The sequence below is a fragment of the Rhodococcus sp. APC 3903 genome (assembly GCF_030407755.1).
Taxonomy (GTDB): domain Bacteria; phylum Actinomycetota; class Actinomycetes; order Mycobacteriales; family Mycobacteriaceae; genus Rhodococcus_F; species Rhodococcus_F erythropolis.
In genome coordinates, this window is the sequence record NZ_JASDCV010000007.1 from 83,554 (window position 1) to 101,792 (window position 18,239).

An 18,239-nucleotide genomic window follows, 5' to 3' on the forward strand; every position below is an offset into this window, starting at 1 on the left:
AGAATAGTAGACACTGTCTTCCATGACTGTCAGCAGCCTTCGCGAAACACTCGTCGCCACCGGCGTCGAGATTCTCGATGCCGACGGCGCCACAGAACTGACGCTACGGGAGATCGCGCGTCGGGCGGGCGTGTCGCACGGCGCCCCGCGGAGATACTTTCCGACCCACAACAGCCTGCTTGCCGCAATTGCCTCACACGGCCTGCGCGATCTCACCGAAAGACTCCAACCGGCACTTGTCGGCAAACAACCCGCTCGTAGCCGATTGATCTCGGCAGCAATCGAATACGTGTCATTCGCCCAGGAGCGGCCGGCGATGTTCGAGTTGATGTTTCGCCACGACCTCCTCGAAGCCACCGGCAGCAACCTCCGAGAGTCTTCACTCCCGCTCTTCGCCGCCCTGCAAGCCTTGACCGAAGAGGCCGACGCGTCCGATCCCACCACTTCTGCAGTGACCATCTGGACCGGAACCCACGGCATCGCAGTGCTGGCGGCAAATCGAAGCCTCGCGCTCGTTGCACCCGGCCTCGACATCGCGGCACTGATCACCACGAGTGTCACGGACCACCTTTTACGGACTCGTTGATTTACATAGTTACCCTATGCAATAATATTTTTCGTGACAGATGAAGAGCAGCAACTGCACGAACTACTCGTCGACCTCGTGAGCAACACGCACCGCTTCGCGAAGCTGGCAGGTTCTTTCGCGTCCGATCAGTACCCACGCGCCTGGCTGCGCGCGCTCTCGCTCCTCGAGGAATACGGCGAAATGCGGATCAGCGATTTCGCTCGACTCGACAGAAGCTCGCAGCCCTCTGCCACTGCCCTACTGCGCAAACTCGGCGAGAACGGTTACGTCGAACGCCGCGCCGACCCGGAGGACGCCCGCGCAGTGCGCGTGGCCATGACCGAGAAGGGTCGAAAGATCCTGAACGACGGCCGAAACGAGATCGCCGACGCTCTAGTCCCCCACTTCGTCGAACTCGGGCCCGAGCAGATCAAGAAACTGGCCGACGGATTGGCCGAATTGCGGTCCATCATCAAGACTTCCGACCCCAGCTGAAATACCCACCACTGAAAAAGGAGGTGGCCGTGAGCAACACGACCGCGACATCAACGCACCAGAACGAGGCTCCGCCGAGCCTCCTGAAACAACCGAAAGCGGTGTGGGCGGTAGCCTTTGCCAGCGTCATCGCCTTCATGGGCATCGGATTGGTCGATCCGATCCTCAAGCCGATCGGCGAACAACTCGACGCCACACCGTCGCAGGTTTCGCTCCTGTTCACCAGCTACATGCTCGTCACCGGCGTGGCCATGCTCATCACCGGTGTGGTGTCCAGCCGCATCGGCGCCAAGAAAACACTTCTTGTAGGCCTTGCCATCATCATCGTGTTCGCCTCTCTGGCAGGCGCTTCCAGCACCATCGGCCAGATCGTCGGATTCCGTGCCGGCTGGGGACTGGGCAATGCACTCTTCATCGCAACGGCACTGGCGGCCATCGTCGGCGCGGCCAGCGGCGGCGTCGCACGGGCAATCATCCTCTACGAGGCTGCACTGGGCATCGGTATCGCGGTCGGACCGCTGGTCGGCGGCGTTCTCGGTGACATCAGCTGGCGCGCACCGTTCTTCGGCGTCGCAGCCCTGATGGCGGTTGCTTTCATTCTCATCGTCGTGATGCTTCCGAGCGCACCCAAGCCCGAACACCACACGTCCATCGCTGCACCGTTCCAGGCGCTGCGACACCGCGGGCTACTCACCGTTGCCATCACCGCGCTGCTCTACAACTACGGATTCTTCACGCTGCTCGCGTACACACCGTTCCCCCTCGACATGGGGGCGTACCCGATCGGATTCATCTTCTTCGGATGGGGCCTGATGCTGGCGATCTCCTCGGTCTTCCTCGCCCCTCGCCTGCAACGACGCTTCGGCACACTACCGATGATGATGCTGGCGCTGACACTGTTCGCACTCGACCTCGGCATGATGGCGCTCTTCACCGAGAACAAGATCGTCTTGATCGTGGGTGTCGTCCTCGCCGGGTTGTTCCTCGGTGTGAACAACACACTCATCACCGAAACCGTCATGATCTCGGCGCCCGTGGAACGGTCGACCGCCTCGGCTGCTTACAGCTTCGTTCGATTCGTCGGCGGCGCCGCAGCTCCGTGGGTAGCCGGCAAGCTCGGCGAGTCCAACGTCCACATGCCGTTCTGGGTCGGCGCGGTGCTCACCCTCGCTGCCGTGTTCGTCCTGTCGAGCGGACGCAAGGTCCTCGCACACGTCGACGACCACGATCCCGCGCCGCACAGCGTCGACGAAGCACTCGCCGTCACCGTAGGCGACTGACCCTGTGAGTGGTTGAGGAGTGCAGGGACTCCTTAACCACTCACGGGGCATCAGCTCAGGTTCAGATCTTCCAGGCCCAGCAGCGATCGGTACTCGACGCCCTCGGCGCCGATAATCGCGTCCGCACCCGTCGCGCGATCGACGACGGTAGCGACTCCGACCACTGTTGCCCCTGCCTCGCGCAGAGCCTTCACTGCTGTCAACGGAGAATTGCCCGTCGTGGTCGTGTCCTCGACAACCAGGACACGCTTGCCCACGATGTCCGGGCCCTCTATCTGACGCTGCATCCCATGAGCCTTCGCAGCCTTGCGAACGACAAACGCGTCGATCGGGCGTCCGGGAGCGTGCATCACCGCCATCGCAACCGGATCGGCGCCCATCGTCAAACCTCCGACGGCGTCGAAATCCCAGTCCGCGACCAGTTCACGCAGCAGCGAGCCGATCAGCGGCGCCGCCTTGTGGTGAAGTGTCGCGCGGCGAAGGTCGACGTAGTAGTCGGCTTCCTTGCCCGAGGACAACGTCACCTTTCCGTGTACAACAGCCAATTCGCGCACCAGCGCAGCCAAATCCTCACGATCGCTCATGAGTGCTCAGCCTACCGACCACTGGCTTATGTTCGGCTTCTGCCTCTGGGCTACGTTCGGCTGCTGCCTCTGGGCTACGTGCGCCCGCGGCCTCGTCCAACGATGTTGGTCAACCGGCGAACCAGCCCCTTGGGAACCAGACGCCCAGCCGTCGTGAGGACCTTGTACTGAATCCCCGGAATGCTGATGACCTTGTCGTCACCGAGATCCTTCATCGACGCCGCAACCACCTGGTCGACGCTCAACCACATCGGCTTGGGGATCGTGGACATCTCGATGCCCGCACGCTCGTGGAACTCGGTGCGGATGAAGCCCGGGCACAGCGCCTGAACGCGCACTCCCGTCCCGGCCAACCCGCCGGAAAGCCCTTCGGTGAACGAGATGACATAGGCCTTGCTTGCCGAATACGTCGAACCCCGCCCGGACAGCAGGCCCGCGACGCTCGCCACATTGACAATCGTTCCGTGCGCCGACGCGATCATGCTGGGCAGCGCCGCACGGGTCAGCCGCATCACGGCGGTGACGTTGACGTCGAGTTGAGACTGAAGAAGCGCCGGATCTGCAGTCCAGAACTCGCCGGAGGTACCGAATCCGGCGTTGTTCACCAACACCTCGACGCCCTTCTCCAGACGAAGCGCGACGGTGTCGCGTCCAGCCTCCGATGCGAGATCGGCAACCAGAATCTCCGACTCGGTGCCGAACATCGTCTTCAACTCGGACGCGAGGTCGTGCAATCTGACCTCGTCACGTGCGACGAGAACCAGGTCGTATCCGAGGGAGGCGTATTTCTTGGCGAAACCGGCGCCGAGACCAGAGGTAGGTCCGGTCACCAGGGCAACGGGACGCACAGGGCGATCCGAGTGGGAAGTCGACATACCGGCCACGCTAGTGGTTATCGCGGCTGGACGGGAACCTTAAAGGTCAGTCGACCGGGCGAATTGTGCCCGAGCGCTGCGACGCCGGACGCTGAGCCGGCTTGTCAGCCGCCTCGGGCTTGCGCAGCGATTGATCCGGACGTGGCGCAGATTCCCGCGGTGCAGGCTCACGCGGTGCGGACTCACGCGGGGCAAATTCACGCGGCGGAGCTTCACGGGGCGGCTGCTCTTGACGCGAACGGGGCTGTTCTACCGGATCCGGAGTTGGGCGAGACTTCTCGGCGCCCGGCCGCGGGCGGCTCGGATCGTGATCGACCTCGAGTTCGTTGGGATCGGTGACGGGAGGCAGGACATGCAGAATGCCGGACAGGCGCGCAACCGACTCGATTGCAGCGTCCCAATCCCGGCCGTTACTGGTCACCGGAAGCGAACCGAGCGTCCACTGCCCTTCGCTCCACAGCATGCTGATCGACGGCGGAACCGATTCGGTGAACGCCACCATGCGCTGATCACAGACACGACGTGCGATCTCGAGATCGGTCGCGAAGACGACTCGTGAACCGATCGCACCCAGCAGGTTCAGGTCACCGTCCTTGGGCGGAGCCGTCGATTTCAACCGAAGATCGATGTCGACGTCCGACCCGATCTCGCGGCGAACGGCGACGATGGTTGCGGTCTCTTCCAGGTCGAACAGCACGAACTGCTCTCCGCGACGACGGCCTCGGACGACGTCCGTGGCAGTCAGGTAGTCCTGCTTCGCCATGACCGCGCGGTGCCATTCGCCCGCCAGCTGATCGTCAGTGGCCGTGTACGTGTATCCCTGCGCCTTGGCCCAGATCTGACGCACTCGCCCGGATTGATCTCGCCTCGTCCTGTCGACGTACAGGAGCGCACCCGCGCCTGCGAGTGCAATTGCTGCCAGTCCGAACCACATTCCAGTCATCACCCTCCAGGGTAGCGACTCGCGGCCTCAACCTCCCGCGACACCCTGGTGGACTCGCCTGATGTGTCGTGAACGACTCAGTTGCCGAACTTCGGCAACGACGTACTCAGAATCGTGTTGGCGGTCATTGTGCCGTTCTCCACCGGAGTTCCGTCGACGACGATGTTGTCTCCCGGTTGCAGATCGGCGATCGTGGCGCGGTTGAGCGCGATGAGGGTGGTGTCAGCTGTGGTCAGAACCGTCACCTGTGATCCACCGATCGAATCGATGACCAACGTGCCGCCGTCGTTCGACTTGACGGTGCCGACGGCTCCCCCGGCGTCGCCGATGACTTCGCCGAGCCCGCCCGGGAGCTGGCTGAGCGGGGAATCCGTCGTCGGAGTCGGCGCCGTGGTGCTCGCCTTCGGCGGTGTGGTGGTCGGCGCCTGCGTCGTAGTGGTCGGCGGAACGAAAGCGGTCTGGGTTCCCTTGTCGTTCGAACCGAACGCCGAGAACGCGACGATCGCGATCACGGCGACCAGGATCCCGACCACGCCGGCAGCCACCCACGTCGCGAGCTTGCGCTTCTTGCCGCCGCCCGACGACCCGTCTTCGATGAACGGCTGTTCCGGCGGAACTCCCCCGCCACCACCGGCAACCGGATACTGCTGTGTATTTCCGTACTGCTGTGTATTCCCGTACTGATCCGGGTTCCCGTACTGCTGGGCCGTGTACGGCGGATATGCCTGCGTCGCACCCGGCGGCGGGGCCTGCGGATCGAACTGCGGGTTGTAGGCGGGGAAGGCCTGAGTGGGATTCGGCTGCTGTCCCTGCTGCCCCAAGTACTCCGTGTTCTGATCCGGGCCACCGTAGGGATACTGCTGTGCCCCCGGAAACTGCCCCGCCCCCGGCTGCTGACCGAAGTACTCCGTCGGCTGGTTCGGATTCTGGCCGGATACCGTCCCGTACTGCTCTGTCGGCTGGTCGGGTGTACGCCCCCAGACCTCGGTGGCCTCGGGATCCTCACGGCGCGGCCCACCCGAGTTACGCGGATCGTTCTGATCGGTCATGCCTGGCTCACCTTCGGTTGGGACGAAAGAGCGTCGAAGTCGTTCGGAGAGGCGCGGGTGCAGACATCCCCAGTTCGAGCATCCAGCCATCCAGGGTAGAACAAAATGCGAATGCCCCGCCGATCCACTTGGATCGACGGGGCATTCCACTTACCGAATCAGGACAGAACCAACTGATCCGCGTCCTCGCTGACACCGACGTGCACGGTGTCGCCGTCCTGGACCTTGCCGGCCAGGAGCAGCTTGGCGAGCTGGTCGCCGATCGACTGCTGAACGAGTCGACGCAATGGCCGAGCGCCGTACAGCGGGTCGTAGCCGCGCACCGCGAGCCACATCCGGGCCGCACCGTTCACCTCGAGGGTGAGACGACGCGCAGCCAGACGCTTCTGCAGCTGCTCGAGCTGGATGTCCACGATGTGCTCCAACTGCTCTTCGGAGAGCGAGTCGAAGACGACCACGTCGTCGAGACGGTTGATGAACTCCGGTTTGAACGCGTGGCGTACCGCGTCCATGACCTGCTCCCGCGTGCCACCGGATCCCAGGTTGGAGGTCAGGATCAGGATGGTGTTGCGGAAGTCCACCGTGCGGCCTTGACCGTCGGTGAGTCGGCCTTCGTCGAGCACGGCGAGCAGGACGTCGAACACGTCCGGGTGTGCCTTCTCGACCTCGTCGAAGAGGACCACCGAGTACGGGCGTCTCCGAACTGCTTCGGTGAGCTGGCCGCCGGCTTCGTAGCCGACGTAGCCCGGAGGGGCACCGACGAGTCGGGCCACCGAGTGCTTCTCACCGTATTCGCTCATGTCGATACGGATCATCGCGCGCTCGTCGTCGAAGAGGAAGTCCGCCAAGGCTTTGGCGAGCTCCGTCTTACCGACGCCGGTCGGGCCGAGGAACAGGAAGGAACCGGTGGGCCGATTGGGGTCGGCGACACCTGCTCGGGCGCGGCGAACCGCATCCGAGACGGCGACGACGGCGTCGGTCTGGCCGACGACGCGCTTGCCGAGTTCGGACTCCATGCGGAGCAGCTTCTCGGTCTCGCCTTCCATCATCCGGCCGGCCGGAATGCCGGTCCAGGCTGCGACCACGTCTGCGACGTCGTCCGGCCCGACCTCTTCCTTGAGCATCACGTCACCGTCGGAGGCGGCTCCGGAAGCGACTGCTGCCTCTTCCAGTTCCTTCTCCAGCGCCGGGATGCGGCCGTAGCGCAACTCGGCTGCCTTGCCCAGATCGCCGTCACGCTCAGCGCGTTCGGACTCTCCTCGCAGGGTTTCGAGCTGTTCCTTCAGCACGCGCACCGAGTCGATGGCCTGCTTTTCGTTCTGCCAGCGGGTGCTGAGCTGATTGAGCTTTTCGCGATCGTCGGCGAGTTCCTGACGCAGCTTCTCGAGCCGAGCCTTGGACGCGTCGTCGGTTTCCTTCTCGAGTGCCACTTCTTCGATTTCGAGTCGGCGAACAGTGCGTTCCACCTCGTCGATCTCGACGGGTCGCGAGTCGATCTCCATACGAAGTCGCGATGCGGCTTCGTCCACGAGGTCGATGGCCTTGTCCGGCAGGAACCGCGAGGTGATGTACCGGTCCGACAGCGCGGCAGCAGCCACCAACGCGGAGTCGGTGATGCGTACGCCGTGGTGCACCTCGTAGCGCTCCTTGAGACCGCGCAGGATGCCGATGGTGTCCTCGACCGAGGGCTCACCGACGAGCACCTGCTGGAAACGACGCTCGAGTGCTGCGTCCTTCTCGATGTACTTGCGGTACTCCTCGAGCGTGGTGGCACCGACCAGCCGCAGCTCACCGCGGGCGAGCATCGGCTTGATCATGTTGCCTGCGTCCATCGCGGATTCACCGGTGGCGCCGGCGCCGACGATGGTGTGCAACTCGTCGATGAAGGTGATGACCTGTCCGGCACTGTTCTTGATGTCGTCGAGAACTGCCTTGAGGCGTTCTTCGAATTCACCGCGGAACTTGGCACCGGCGACCATGGACCCGAGGTCCAGGGACACGACGGTCTTGCCTCGAAGCGATTCCGGGACGTCACCCGCGACGATGCGTTGGGCAAGGCCCTCCACGATCGCGGTCTTGCCGACGCCGGGCTCACCGATGAGTACCGGGTTGTTCTTGGTACGACGCGAGAGCACCTGCACGACACGGCGAATCTCGGTGTCGCGACCGATCACCGGGTCGAGCTTGCCGCTACGTGCAGCTTCGGTGAGGTCGGTGGAGTACTTTTCCAGCGCTTGGTAGGTGCCTTCGGGCTCCGGGCTGGTGACGCGAGCGCTGCCGCGGACGGTGGTGAAGGCTTCACGCAATGCGTCCTGGGTAGCGCCATGACGTACGAGCAACTGCGCGACGTCGGAGTCGCCGCCGGCCAGTCCGTAGAGGACGTGCTCGGTGGAGACGTACTCGTCGTCCATCTCGGTGGCGAGGTGCTGAGCAGCAGTGAGTGCCGCGAGTGCCTCACGCCCGAGTTGCGGGGTGGAGCTTGCGCCGGTTGTCTTGGGCAGGCGATCGACGATTGCCTGTGCTTCACGGTGTACGACCGTGGGGTCGACGCCTACAGCTTTGAGTAGTGGGGCAGCGATGCCGTCGGTCTGGTCGAGCAATGCGACCAGCAGATGGGCAGGCCGGATATCGGGATTACCCGCCGACGACGCCGACTGCAGTGCAGCCGTCATCGCAGCCTGGGTCTTGGTTGTTGGTGTGAACGAGTCCACTTGTCACCTTTCTGGCGAAGTCGAACGGGAAGAGCCGCGACCGGTTGGTATTGCGACTGTGTCAATATGCTCAACGCGGACAAACTTGAGTCTATTCCGCTCAAGTTTGTTTTCGCCAGGCCGAGTTGGTTTCGTAGGTCACATTTTCAGCCGTACTAGAATTGTGGCGAGAGTTGCAGCTGGTGCGAAAGGGGGATGGATTGGATCCGACAGTGATCGCCCGTCTGCAATCCAGCCTCGATTCTCTGACCGACGACGAAGAGAGCCGTGCGCACTTCTCGGCAGTGTTCTACACCGGCCTCTTTGCGGAACATCCTCTGTACCGCTCATTGTTCCCGGCCGGGATGGAATCGCAGGGGCACCGTTTCTTCAGAGCGATCGAGTTCGTCGTCAAGAACCTTCCCCAGCATCGTCGGATCCGGAAGTTCCTCACCCAACTCGGCCGCGATCATCGCCGCTACGGCGTCGAGCGTGAGCACTACGAGGCTGCCGGTGTTGCACTCGAGCGCGCAGTTCGGTCGATGTACGGGACCAGCGCGCACAGTCGCTACAAGTGGACGCCGGAACTGGAGGACGCCTGGTCTCAGTTCACCGACCTCGTCGTGAGCACGATGGCCGACGGCGCCGAATCCGATACGACCCCGGCGCTCTGGGGCGCAACCGTGGTCAGCCACGAACGAGTCCTCGACGATCTGGCGATAGTGCGCCTCGAAGCCGACCCACCCATTCCGTACGGGGCGGGACAGTACGTCGGCGTTCAGATTCCGCAGCGTCCGAAAATGTGGCGGTACTACTCACCGGCGATTCCGACCAACCCTTTCGGTCAGCTCGAGTTCCACATCCGCAAGGTGTCGGGAGGATGGGTCAGCCCCGCGATCGTCAGCGAGACCAACGTCGGTGACCGCTGGGTCATGTCCACTCCCCTCGGCGGTCTCGAGGTCGACTTCACCAGCGACCGTGACGTTCTCATGATCGGATCCGGCACCGGCATCGCCCCACTGCGGGCACAGGTGATGGAAATGTCCCAACGCGCGCACAATCCGCGCGTGCACCTGTTCGTCGGCGGCCGGTATCCGTGCGACCTCTACGACCTCGAAACGCTCTGGCACATCTCACTCAGTAATCCGTGGTTGACCGTCGTACCGGTTTCCGAAGAACCCGAAAACCCTTGGTGGCACAACGGACCGGTGCTGGAGCCACCCTTCGGAATGCACAGCCGACTGATCGGACCGATCGGAAAAGTGGTCTCGCAGTTCGGCTCGTGGGCCGACCGTCAGGTGCAGATCTCGGGGTCACCGTCGATGATCAAGACCACCGTCTACGCCTTGCGTGCCGGCGGAACTCCGCTCGACCAGATCCGGCACGACCCGCTCTACTGACTACAGGAGAACTTTCATGGCCCAGCGAACCTGGTCGAGCACAGTCGTCGAACATCACCGTCTCCGTGAGGATCTGGCGGTTGTCCGCTTGGTCGGCGATGTCGTCCCCTTCCGCCCCGGCCAGTACGTCGACGTCAGCGTCCCGCAGAATTCGCGGTTGCTCCGTCGACTCTCCCCCGCCCTGCCTCCCTCACACGACGGGAAGTTGGAGTTTCACGTCAAGACGGTTCCCGGCGGTTGGGTCAGCGGTTCGATAGTCAAGGACACCCAACCCGGTGACGTCTGGCAGATCCTCGACCCGCGCGGCAACCTGTCCGTCGACGAGAACGGCCCCACCGTCATCATGGTCGCGGGCGGAACCGGCTTGGCCCCACTCCGGTCGATCATTCTCGATCTGGCTCAGACCCCGAACCCGCCGCAGGTGTACCTCTTCTTCGGCGGCCGAACGCTTCGCGATCTCTATGCGGCGGACATGTTGTGGCTACTCGCCGATCAGTTTCCGTGGTTGCAGCCCATTCCTGTCGTCGAAGATCTCTCCGACGGCGGCCCGCCCGACGGGTGGTTCGACCGTTTGAACGTCGACATCGGATTCGGCGACGATCATCTCATCGAAGGCACGCTCGCCGACGTCGTCGCGTCGTACGGTGCGTTCACCGAACATCAGGTCTTGGTGTGCGGATCAGCGGCCATGGTTCGATCGACGCGTGATCGATTGATCGAGGCCGGAACGCCGGCCGAGGTCATTCAGTTCGATCCGTACTGACGGTCAGTACGTCGGATCATTGCGAACGGTGTCGACGTCGATGCCCACCGCGCGAAGCCTGAATTTGGTGCTGTTGACCATGGATTCGCTGCCGACGACCTGGATGTCGTAGCCCGCCCAGTCCCCGAACGAGGTCACGACCTTACCGACCTTGCCGACGATGCGCCTGGCCATGCCGATCGGCGGCAGCGGCTCCGGCTCGGTGTGCCACCACGGATTCTCGTCTTCTTCCGAGACCGGGATGATCGTGAGCCACGGGTGCTTCTCGGCCAGCTTCCACAGATGCGGAAGGTCGTAGAGATCGCACGGATGCTGTCCGGAGTAGAACAGTTGGACCTTGCGAGTGTTGCCGCGTCGGATCAGTTCGAGGATCTGAGCGCGAAGAGGCGCGACACCTGTTCCCGACGCGATCATCAAAAGGTCCTTGGAGTTCTCCGGAATCCCCAGGGCGCCGATGGGCGAACCGGCCACCCAGGTGTCACCGACAGCGGTCTGGTTCACCATGACCGGGCTGACCCACCCGCCGGTGACCTGACGAACGTGGAACTCGAGGACTCCAGTCCCGTCGTACGGCGTGGCCGGTGAGAGGTAGCGCCACATCCGCGGCCTCGCGGCGACCTGCACGCTGACGTACTGACCGGCGCGGTATTGCATAGTCTGGTCGAGTTGCAGCTTGACGACGGCGACGCCCTTGATGACCGGGCGGCATTCGATGACGGTGGCACTCCAGGCGGGCGGGCCGTCCTCCGCGTTGGCGGCGTCCATCATCGCTGCCGAGATGATCGCGAGCGCGTTGCGCCATGCGCTGTCGACCTCGTCTGTCCACATTTCGGCGCCACCGAACGTCTCGAGTGCTTCGATCAGGGCATTGCCGACTGCCGTGTAATGCTCGTCGGTGACGCCGTACTTGCGGTGATCGCGGCCGAGCTGCGCGAGGTACTCGAGTATCGCGTCGGACTCGTCGAGGCGTTCGACGACGTGAGCGATAGCGCCGACAAGCCGGTCCCGCTGCACATCCATCGCTGCCGGAAAGAACTCCCGGGTTTCGGGCGATCGAGCGAACAGGATCGAATAGAAGGTACGGGCGAGCCGTTCCGGACCATCTTCTACCGCAGCGACGGATTTGAAGCTCGACCGGACCAGAGAGATTGCTTGCGAATCCACGCTCATCCTCGTCCCGACTAGACGCGGCAAGACCCGCCGCGGAATTTCGTCTGCAGCTTATGTCACAAATGTCTGACTCGTAAATCATTCTGGACAAGTGTCACAATGCGACCCCATTTCGCGGTGTGACCGTCCCTTTCTTATTCTTGCGTGCAAGATAAACAAGAGCTTCGACACTCTCAATCGCCGAGCTAACGTTCAGCGAAATCTCAACCAGCCAAACAGGAGTCGTGCCGTGGATTTTGTTCGACAGGACGAATTGCCCACCGATAGCGGGCTTACGTCCCAGATCGCCTCCACCACCCCGACGCTGACCGAGCTTCAACGTCGGGAACTCGAGTGCGTCGAATTTTTCGACTCTCCGGAACTGGGCCACCTCCCGACGTCTCGGCGGCGCGAGGCCTTGCGTGAGCTCCACCGGACCGGTACCTACACGCACACAGCGGAGGAATTGCTCGTCGGCGCCAAACTCGCCTGGCGAAACCACGCCAGGTGCGTCGGTCGCGCGCATTGGCGGACCCTCAAACTCATCGACGCGCGCGACGCCGTCACGGCTTCCGCTCTCGCAGAAGCGTGCTGGGAGCACCTGCGACTGTCGACCAACGGCGGCGCTCTGCAGTCCGTCGTGACGGTCGGGCCGCTTCCCCGCGAGGACGGCCAGGAGTACCGCATCCTCAGCCCGCAACTGATCCGCTACGCCGGCTACCGTCAACCGGACGGCACCATCCTGGGCGACCCGTGGCACGTCGATCTCACCGCTCAGGTCACCGCGATGGGATGGAAGGGCGCCGGCACGGCGTTCGACGTTCTCCCCGTGCTGATTTCGGTTCCCGACGAACCCCTGCAGTACTTCGACGTCCCGACCGACCTCGTTCTCGAGGTCGAGATCGAGCATCCCGAATACAGCTGGTTCGCTGATCTGGGGCTTAAATGGCATGCCGTTCCCGCGGTCTCGGACATGAACCTCGACATCGGCGGAATCGTTTATCCCTGCACACCGTTCAGCGGTTGGTACGTCAGCACCGAGGTCGGTGCACGCAACTTCAGCGACACCGATCGCTACAACATGTTGCCGACCATCGGGGCGATGATGGAGCTCGACATGAGCCACGACCGCACGCTCTGGAAGGACCGTGCACTGGTCGAACTGAACCGTGCAGTTATCCACAGCTACCGCAAGGCCGGCGTCATCATGGTCGACCATCACACTGTCGCAAAGCAATTCATCGATCACATCGCGCGTGAGGACAAGGCCGGGCGCAAGTGCCCGACCGACTGGTCATGGGTGAACCCGCCCATGTCCAGCTCGCTCACGCCGACGTTCCACCGCCTGTACGACGAGCCCGATCTCGACATCCGGCCCAACTTCGTGACAAAAAAGAAGAAGGGCACCGACCAAGGCCGGTGCCCCTTCCACAACTGATCGCACTCAGAAGGGGATCTGCCCCAATCCGACACCGACCACGAGCATCGTGATCGAGATCAGGCCTGCTCGCCACAGGACCTTCTTGTGGTGATCCGCCAGAGAAACACCGGCGAGCGTGACCAGCAGCAGGATCGCCGGGACCAGCGGGCTCTGCATGTGCACGGCCTGCCCGGTGATCGAAGCGCGCGCCATCTCCACCGGTTCGATGCCGTACTGGGCTGCCGTCTCGGACAGCACCGGCAGCACACCGAAGTAGAACGCGTCGTTGGTCATGAAGAACGTGAGCGGAATGCTCAGGACGCCCGTGATGACGGCCAGATGCGGGCCCATCGCGTCGGGAATGACCTGGAGCAGCCACTCTGCCATCGCCTCGACCATGCCGGTTCCCTGGAAAACGCCGGTCAGCACCGCTGCTGCCAGGACCATCGCGACAACGGAGACGATGCTCGACGAATGGCGTGCGATTGCTTCGCCCTGATCCTTGACCGCCGGGAAGTTGACCGCGAGAGCGATCGACGACGCAATCATGAACAGCACCGGGATGGGCAGGATGTCCATCACGAGCACGACGAGAAGGATCGTCGTCAGCGCGGCGTTGAACCAGAGCAGCTTCGGTCGCAAGGTGTCCCGCTTGGGGTCGAGGCCGTCGATGAATCGTCCGGTGTCGCCGCCGTCGTCTTCGGAGTCGTTCGAGCCGCCGGTGCCGGCGCTACCGGTGCTGGAACTTCCACCGTTTCCGACCTTTTCGAGGATGCGCTCAGAAGTCAGGACCAAAGTCCCGATCCTGCGACGCTCCATGATCCCGAGGTGAATCGCGAATCCGAGCACCATGATCAGGCCGACGATCAACGACGGCACCATCGGGACGAACACGTCGGAGGGCGAGAGTCCCAGCGCGCTAGCCGCCCGCACGGTCGGGCCACCCCACGGAATGATGTTCATCGTCGCGTTGGACAAGCCGGCGATCACCGTCAGTACAACGGGACTGACACCGAGTTTGAGGTAGAGCGGCAGCAGTGCGGAGGTCACGATGATGAAGGTCGTCGAACCGTCTCCGTCCAGCGAAACCACCATCGCGAGCACCGCGGTGCCGACCACGAGCCGCATCGGATCGTCTCGCACCATCCGCAAGATGAGTTTGACCAGCGGATCGAAGAGGCCGACGTCGATCATGATTCCGAAGAAGATGATCGCGAAGAACAACAGCGCCGCGGTGGGTGCGAGCGACTTGATGCCGTCGGTGATCATGTCGCCGATGCCGAGGCCCGCTCCGGCGAGTAGTCCGAAGGCCACCGGCACCAGGGTCAGTCCCACCACCGGGGTCGCGCGTTTGGTGAGGATCAGGAACATGAACACCGCAACCATGAGGAAGCCGAGTGTGACGAGCATGATGAACTCCTTTTGTGCTGAGTTGCCGAGAAAAACGGCACGGCAAATCGAGCCGGTGACCTTCGTGGAGGTGAAACGAAACTTCGGTTGTGCTCAGTTGGTGCCGGGCGGATCGAGTGTCGCGTCGACGAACCGGGATTGTTCGGCGAGGAAGGCAGAGAACTCGGGTTCGGTGAGAACTGCGCTGTTCCAACCATTTCGGTCGGACAGCTCGTTCCACCGTGGACTTGCCGCCAGATCCCGCACTAAATTCTGTAAATGCTGACGCTGGTCGTCCGTCAATCCGGGGGGCGCCATGAGACCCCGCCAGTTGGTGAACGTGACGTCGACGCCCGACTCCGCCATGGTCGGTGCATCCACCGCCGGAGTGCGCTCCGGCGAACTGACCGCAAGGACCCGAACCGTGCCTGCCGCAATCTGATCCAGGTACTCCCCGATACCGGTGGCGGCGACGTCGACCTGCCTGGTCAGCAGCGCCGGAAGTAGTTCTCCGCCGCCGTCGTAGATTCGGTAAGGGGACAGCGACGGATCGACGCCGACCGCCCGTGCGAACAGAAGGCGGAACAGCCCGTCCGGTCCGCCTTCACTCGAACCACCACCGATCGAGATCGACGACGGATCCGCCACCCAGGCCTGCGTCAGATCTGCCAGAGTTTTGTACGGCGAATCTGCTGGGACCAGTACAGCTTCCGGCTCTTCGACCAGTCTCGCGATCGGTGTCACGTCGGAAAGGGTGTGCTCGGACGGCAGTATCTCGAGCGAACCGAGAACGCCGAGTCCCATGACCATGAGTAGATCGGGATTTCCGCGTTCGAGAGCCAACCGGTTGAGTCCGACGATGCCACCCGATCCGGGCAGAACAACGACGTCGGCGTCGACGGTCCCTTCGTCGGCCAGTGCCTGCACCATGGTCCGGGCGGTCAGGTCGTAACCACCACCGGCCACCGAGGGCACCAGTACACGCAGTTCTTCGGAAGTCTCACCCGCTCGACCACCGGCGAAGAAGGACTCGACCGGAGTGCATCCGGTCGAGAGCACGAGAGCCATCGCGCAAGCACCGAGCAGGGCGATATGCCTGCTCAGTCGCTTCGATGTCCTCATGGCCTTGTCCTTGTCTGCTGGCTGTCTACTGGCTGTCTGCTGGTACCGCTGTGTGAACAGGTTTCATACTGACGCACTTTGTGACTGGGGTCACCATTGGGAAAGCAAATTGATTTGTGCTCATTGTGCTCACGAACAACTGCTTTCCCGGCATCGAACCGAAGGCTAGGGTCTGGCTGGTGTCCTCAGGAAACGAGCAGGCCGAGCGAGAGCGCAAGTCGCCTCTGCGTGAGCGCCTGTTTCGGCGCCGGCACACTCTGGCGACCCAACTTCTCGAACTGCAACTTCTGATCGTCGTCGCAGTTCTCGTGTGTGTCACCGCCCTCTCTCTCGCTCAGTCGTCTGCGAGTTTCCAACGCGAGGAGGGACGTCGCGCACTCTCGGCAGCGGAATCACTAGCAGCCAATCCAGCGGTACGTGAACTACTCCCCCAGGCTCAGACTCGTCTCCGCTCCGGACTACAAGGTTCGGTCGACTCGGTGCGCGCCATCTCGGGCGTCACCTACGTCTCGCTTGCCGACGCCGACGGCAGTGTCGTCATTTCGACGCGTCCCGGCGATGTCGGCGTCGACGCACGTCAGACACAGGATCGGTCATGGACGGGTTTGGTCGACACGTCCTCAGGCAAGGCAGTGGAAGCGCACGTTCCGATTCTCGGCAGTGAAGGAGGGATCACCGGAACCGCGATCGTCGGCATCGAGTACCCCTCGATCTGGACGCGACTGCTGCAGTCTGCACCGAACCTCCTGGTATACCTCGCGGTGGCCTCGCTTCTCGGGGGCGTCGGTTCGATCCTGTTGGCCCGCAGGGTCAAACGGCAGACCCTCGGCATGGAGGCCCGCGAGATCCTGGACCTGGTTCGCCAACGTGAGGCGATGCTGCGTGGCCTCAAGGAAGGTGTCATCGCATTCGACGCGCAGGGAAAGGTGGTGCTGATGAGCGACAGCGCCCACCAACTCCTCGACATCCCACGCGGGAGTGCCGGTAGATCTGTGCGAGACCTCGGTCTCGACGACCGACTCCAGAGTGTACTGACCTCCGGCACAACCGAATCCGATCAGTTGGTTCTTGTCGGAGATCGACTACTCGTCCTCAACACCGTCTTGATCGAATCGAAAGGCCGCACCATCGGGTCGGTCACCACCTTCCGCGACCGCACCGAATTGCGCTCAGTGGAAGAAGAACTCGACGTGACCAAAACCAGCACGGACGCGCTACGCGCCCACATCCACGAGTTCGACAATCAGTTGCACACCATTTCCGGCCTCATCCAGCTCGGCGAGTACGACGAGGTGGTCGGCTACGTCGAGGGCCTGACCATGGAGCGCGCACAGGTCAGTGCGGCCGTGACCGACAAGATCGCCGACGTCGGCACCGCCGCACTCGTGATCGCCAAGATAGGTGCCGCTGCACAGGGATTGGTCACCGTGGAACTGACCTCGGACACGCACCTTGACTCGGTTCATCGCCGACTCGGCCGAGACCTCGTGACGGTGGTCGGAAACCTCGTCGACAATGCCGTCGACGCTGTCGGCGAGATGCCGGAAGCGTCGCGCCGCAAGGTTCGATTGTCGATTCGGGGCCGTGGCACCGCCGTCGAAGTGCGGGTCGAGGACGCCGGCCCCGGTATCGCGCCGGAGAATCGCGACAGGGTTTTCGGCCAGGGCTGGAGCACCAAGGGACAATCGAGCGACGGACACGGTTTCGGCTTGGCACTGGTACGCCTGACGTGTCGTCGACGCGGTGGCGACGTCACCGTGAGCAGTCGTTCGACAGAGGGCATCGAATGGACTGTCTTCACCGCAGTCCTACACGACGGAGAGGGCGCATGATCCGGGTACTGGTGGTCGACGACGACTTCATGGTGGCGAAGGTGCACAGCGGATTCGTCTCGCGGATAGACGGTTTCGAAGTGTGTGGCGTCGCCCATTCGGCCGAGGCCGCGCTGGCCGCAGTCGGTGAGTTCCAACCCGACCTGGTGCTTCTCGACGTCCACCTGCCGGGCACCACCGGACTCGATCTGATCGCCCCGTTTCGCGAGCTGGCACCGGAGCTGGATGTTCTTGTCATCACGAGTGAGCGCGAGGCCGGCTCGGTCAAGAAGGCGCTGCGCAGCGGCGTCGTGCATTACCTGATGAAGCCATTCACGTTCGAGGTTCTCCGTGAGCGTCTCGAGCGTTACCGATCGACATACGCGAATCTCGACAGCTCCGGCGAAGCAGAACAGACAGCAGTGGACGAGGCCTTCGGTGTTGCAGGTGGCGCACCAGGGGCGTCGTCCCACAAAGGTTTGCCCAAGGGACTCAGTCCCGAGACTCTTCGGTTGGTCGAGACAGCTCTGCGAGACGACACCGAACCCGCCTCGGCAACAGACATTTCCGTGAGAGTCGGTATCTCACGCGCGAGCGCGAGGCGCTACCTCGAGTACCTCTACGAGTCCGGGCGGTCCACCACCTCGCTGAAATACGGAGTGGTGGGCCGCCCGGAGCGTCGTTACGTCTGGAAACGCTGA

The 18,239-nt window shown here is 63.1% G+C and carries 16 protein-coding genes; 8 read left to right on the forward strand and 8 right to left on the reverse strand.

Annotation, left to right across the window (positions count from 1 at the left end; genetic code table 11):
* Positions 1–22 precede the first annotated feature (22 nt).
* From QMA15_RS11960 to QMA15_RS11970, 3 genes are read left to right on the forward strand one after another with little or no spacing between them, the layout of a single operon-like run.
* On the forward strand, positions 23–586 hold the full coding sequence (locus QMA15_RS11960; protein ID WP_142006047.1) for a TetR/AcrR family transcriptional regulator: 564 nt from the start codon (positions 23–25) through the stop codon (positions 584–586).
* A 33-nt stretch (positions 587–619) separates the two neighbouring features.
* Positions 620–1,063, forward strand: coding sequence for a MarR family transcriptional regulator (locus QMA15_RS11965; RefSeq protein WP_020906635.1), 444 nt, complete (start codon positions 620–622; stop codon positions 1,061–1,063).
* Between the two features lie 23 nt (positions 1,064–1,086).
* Positions 1,087–2,343: an MFS transporter gene (locus QMA15_RS11970; protein WP_020906634.1), complete on the forward strand. Its 1,257-nt coding sequence runs from the start codon at positions 1,087–1,089 to the stop codon at positions 2,341–2,343.
* 50 nt (positions 2,344–2,393) lie between these two features.
* On the opposite strand, the gene pyrE is transcribed toward QMA15_RS11970, so the two are convergent.
* The 5 genes from pyrE to clpB all read right to left on the reverse strand — a co-directional run bounded on the left by pyrE (position 2,394) and on the right by clpB (position 8,505).
* Positions 2,394–2,927 carry an orotate phosphoribosyltransferase gene (gene pyrE, locus QMA15_RS11975; RefSeq protein WP_019749433.1) on the reverse strand — a complete coding sequence of 178 codons (534 nt, stop codon included), beginning with the start codon at positions 2,925–2,927 and terminating at the stop codon, positions 2,394–2,396.
* A 74-nt stretch (positions 2,928–3,001) separates the two neighbouring features.
* Positions 3,002–3,802: an SDR family oxidoreductase gene (locus QMA15_RS11980; RefSeq protein ID WP_029254745.1), complete on the reverse strand. Its 801-nt coding sequence runs from the start codon at positions 3,800–3,802 to the stop codon at positions 3,002–3,004.
* A 46-nt stretch (positions 3,803–3,848) separates the two neighbouring features.
* Complete coding sequence (locus tag QMA15_RS11985) at positions 3,849–4,736, reverse strand: hypothetical protein (protein ID WP_020968800.1); 888 nt, start codon at positions 4,734–4,736, stop codon at positions 3,849–3,851.
* Positions 4,737–4,822: 86 nt separating this feature from the next.
* Complete coding sequence (locus QMA15_RS11990) at positions 4,823–5,794, reverse strand: hypothetical protein (RefSeq protein ID WP_029254744.1); 972 nt, start codon at positions 5,792–5,794, stop codon at positions 4,823–4,825.
* 158 nt (positions 5,795–5,952) lie between these two features.
* Positions 5,953–8,505 (reverse strand): ATP-dependent chaperone ClpB, encoded by a 2,553-nt coding sequence (gene clpB / locus QMA15_RS11995; RefSeq protein WP_020906630.1) that lies wholly within the window; start codon positions 8,503–8,505, stop codon positions 5,953–5,955.
* 182 nt (positions 8,506–8,687) lie between these two features.
* Here clpB and QMA15_RS12000 point away from each other — a divergent pair, with 182 nt between their 5' ends.
* Both QMA15_RS12000 and QMA15_RS12005 read left to right on the forward strand, forming a co-directional pair.
* Positions 8,688–9,884 carry an FAD-binding oxidoreductase gene (locus QMA15_RS12000; RefSeq protein ID WP_046379818.1) on the forward strand — a complete coding sequence of 399 codons (1,197 nt, stop codon included), beginning with the start codon at positions 8,688–8,690 and terminating at the stop codon, positions 9,882–9,884.
* 16 nt (positions 9,885–9,900) lie between these two features.
* The gene (locus tag QMA15_RS12005) at positions 9,901–10,647 is read left to right on the forward strand and encodes an FAD-binding oxidoreductase (protein ID WP_003944435.1); all 747 of its coding nucleotides are present in this window, start codon (positions 9,901–9,903) and stop codon (positions 10,645–10,647) included.
* A gap of 3 nt (positions 10,648–10,650) precedes the next feature.
* Here the strand turns inward: QMA15_RS12005 and QMA15_RS12010 are convergent, their stop codons facing one another.
* Positions 10,651–11,811 carry a globin domain-containing protein gene (locus QMA15_RS12010; protein WP_290284606.1) on the reverse strand — a complete coding sequence of 387 codons (1,161 nt, stop codon included), beginning with the start codon at positions 11,809–11,811 and terminating at the stop codon, positions 10,651–10,653.
* Positions 11,812–12,046: 235 nt separating this feature from the next.
* Between QMA15_RS12010 and QMA15_RS12015 the strand changes: the two genes are divergently transcribed.
* Positions 12,047–13,234, forward strand: a complete 1,188-nt coding sequence (locus tag QMA15_RS12015) for a nitric oxide synthase oxygenase (RefSeq protein WP_020906627.1) — start codon at positions 12,047–12,049, stop codon at positions 13,232–13,234.
* A gap of 6 nt (positions 13,235–13,240) precedes the next feature.
* Here the strand turns inward: QMA15_RS12015 and QMA15_RS12020 are convergent, their stop codons facing one another.
* Entirely contained in the window at positions 13,241–14,626 is a 1,386-nt protein-coding gene (locus QMA15_RS12020) for a citrate:proton symporter (RefSeq protein ID WP_003944372.1), read from the reverse strand.
* Positions 14,627–14,719: 93 nt separating this feature from the next.
* Positions 14,720–15,727, reverse strand: a complete 1,008-nt coding sequence (locus QMA15_RS12025; protein WP_279163272.1) for a tripartite tricarboxylate transporter substrate-binding protein — start codon at positions 15,725–15,727, stop codon at positions 14,720–14,722.
* Between the two features lie 179 nt (positions 15,728–15,906).
* Here QMA15_RS12025 and QMA15_RS12030 point away from each other — a divergent pair, with 179 nt between their 5' ends.
* Positions 15,907–17,559 (forward strand): sensor histidine kinase, encoded by a 1,653-nt coding sequence (locus QMA15_RS12030; RefSeq protein WP_257237360.1) that lies wholly within the window; start codon positions 15,907–15,909, stop codon positions 17,557–17,559.
* Complete coding sequence (locus tag QMA15_RS12035) at positions 17,556–18,239, forward strand: response regulator (protein WP_279163273.1); 684 nt, start codon at positions 17,556–17,558, stop codon at positions 18,237–18,239. The genes QMA15_RS12030 and QMA15_RS12035 overlap by 4 nt, the downstream gene beginning before the upstream one ends.

What these genes read in the sequence shown, in the direction of transcription:
- QMA15_RS12025 (WP_279163272.1), bottom strand. Translation starts at nt 15,727, where the DNA reads ATGAGGACATCGAAGCGACTGAGCAGGCATATCGCCCTGCTCGGTGCT.
- QMA15_RS12020 (WP_003944372.1), bottom strand. Translation starts at nt 14,626, where the DNA reads ATGCTCGTCACACTCGGCTTCCTCATGGTTGCGGTGTTCATGTTCCTG.
- QMA15_RS11990 (WP_029254744.1), bottom strand. Translation starts at nt 5,794, where the DNA reads ATGACCGATCAGAACGATCCGCGTAACTCGGGTGGGCCGCGCCGTGAG.
- pyrE (WP_019749433.1), bottom strand. Translation starts at nt 2,927, where the DNA reads ATGAGCGATCGTGAGGATTTGGCTGCGCTGGTGCGCGAATTGGCTGTT.
- QMA15_RS11980 (WP_029254745.1), bottom strand. Translation starts at nt 3,802, where the DNA reads ATGTCGACTTCCCACTCGGATCGCCCTGTGCGTCCCGTTGCCCTGGTG.
- QMA15_RS11985 (WP_020968800.1), bottom strand. Translation starts at nt 4,736, where the DNA reads ATGTGGTTCGGACTGGCAGCAATTGCACTCGCAGGCGCGGGTGCGCTC.
- QMA15_RS11960 (WP_142006047.1), top strand. Translation starts at nt 23, where the DNA reads ATGACTGTCAGCAGCCTTCGCGAAACACTCGTCGCCACCGGCGTCGAG.
- QMA15_RS12035 (WP_279163273.1), top strand. Translation starts at nt 17,556, where the DNA reads ATGATCCGGGTACTGGTGGTCGACGACGACTTCATGGTGGCGAAGGTG.
- QMA15_RS12005 (WP_003944435.1), top strand. Translation starts at nt 9,901, where the DNA reads ATGGCCCAGCGAACCTGGTCGAGCACAGTCGTCGAACATCACCGTCTC.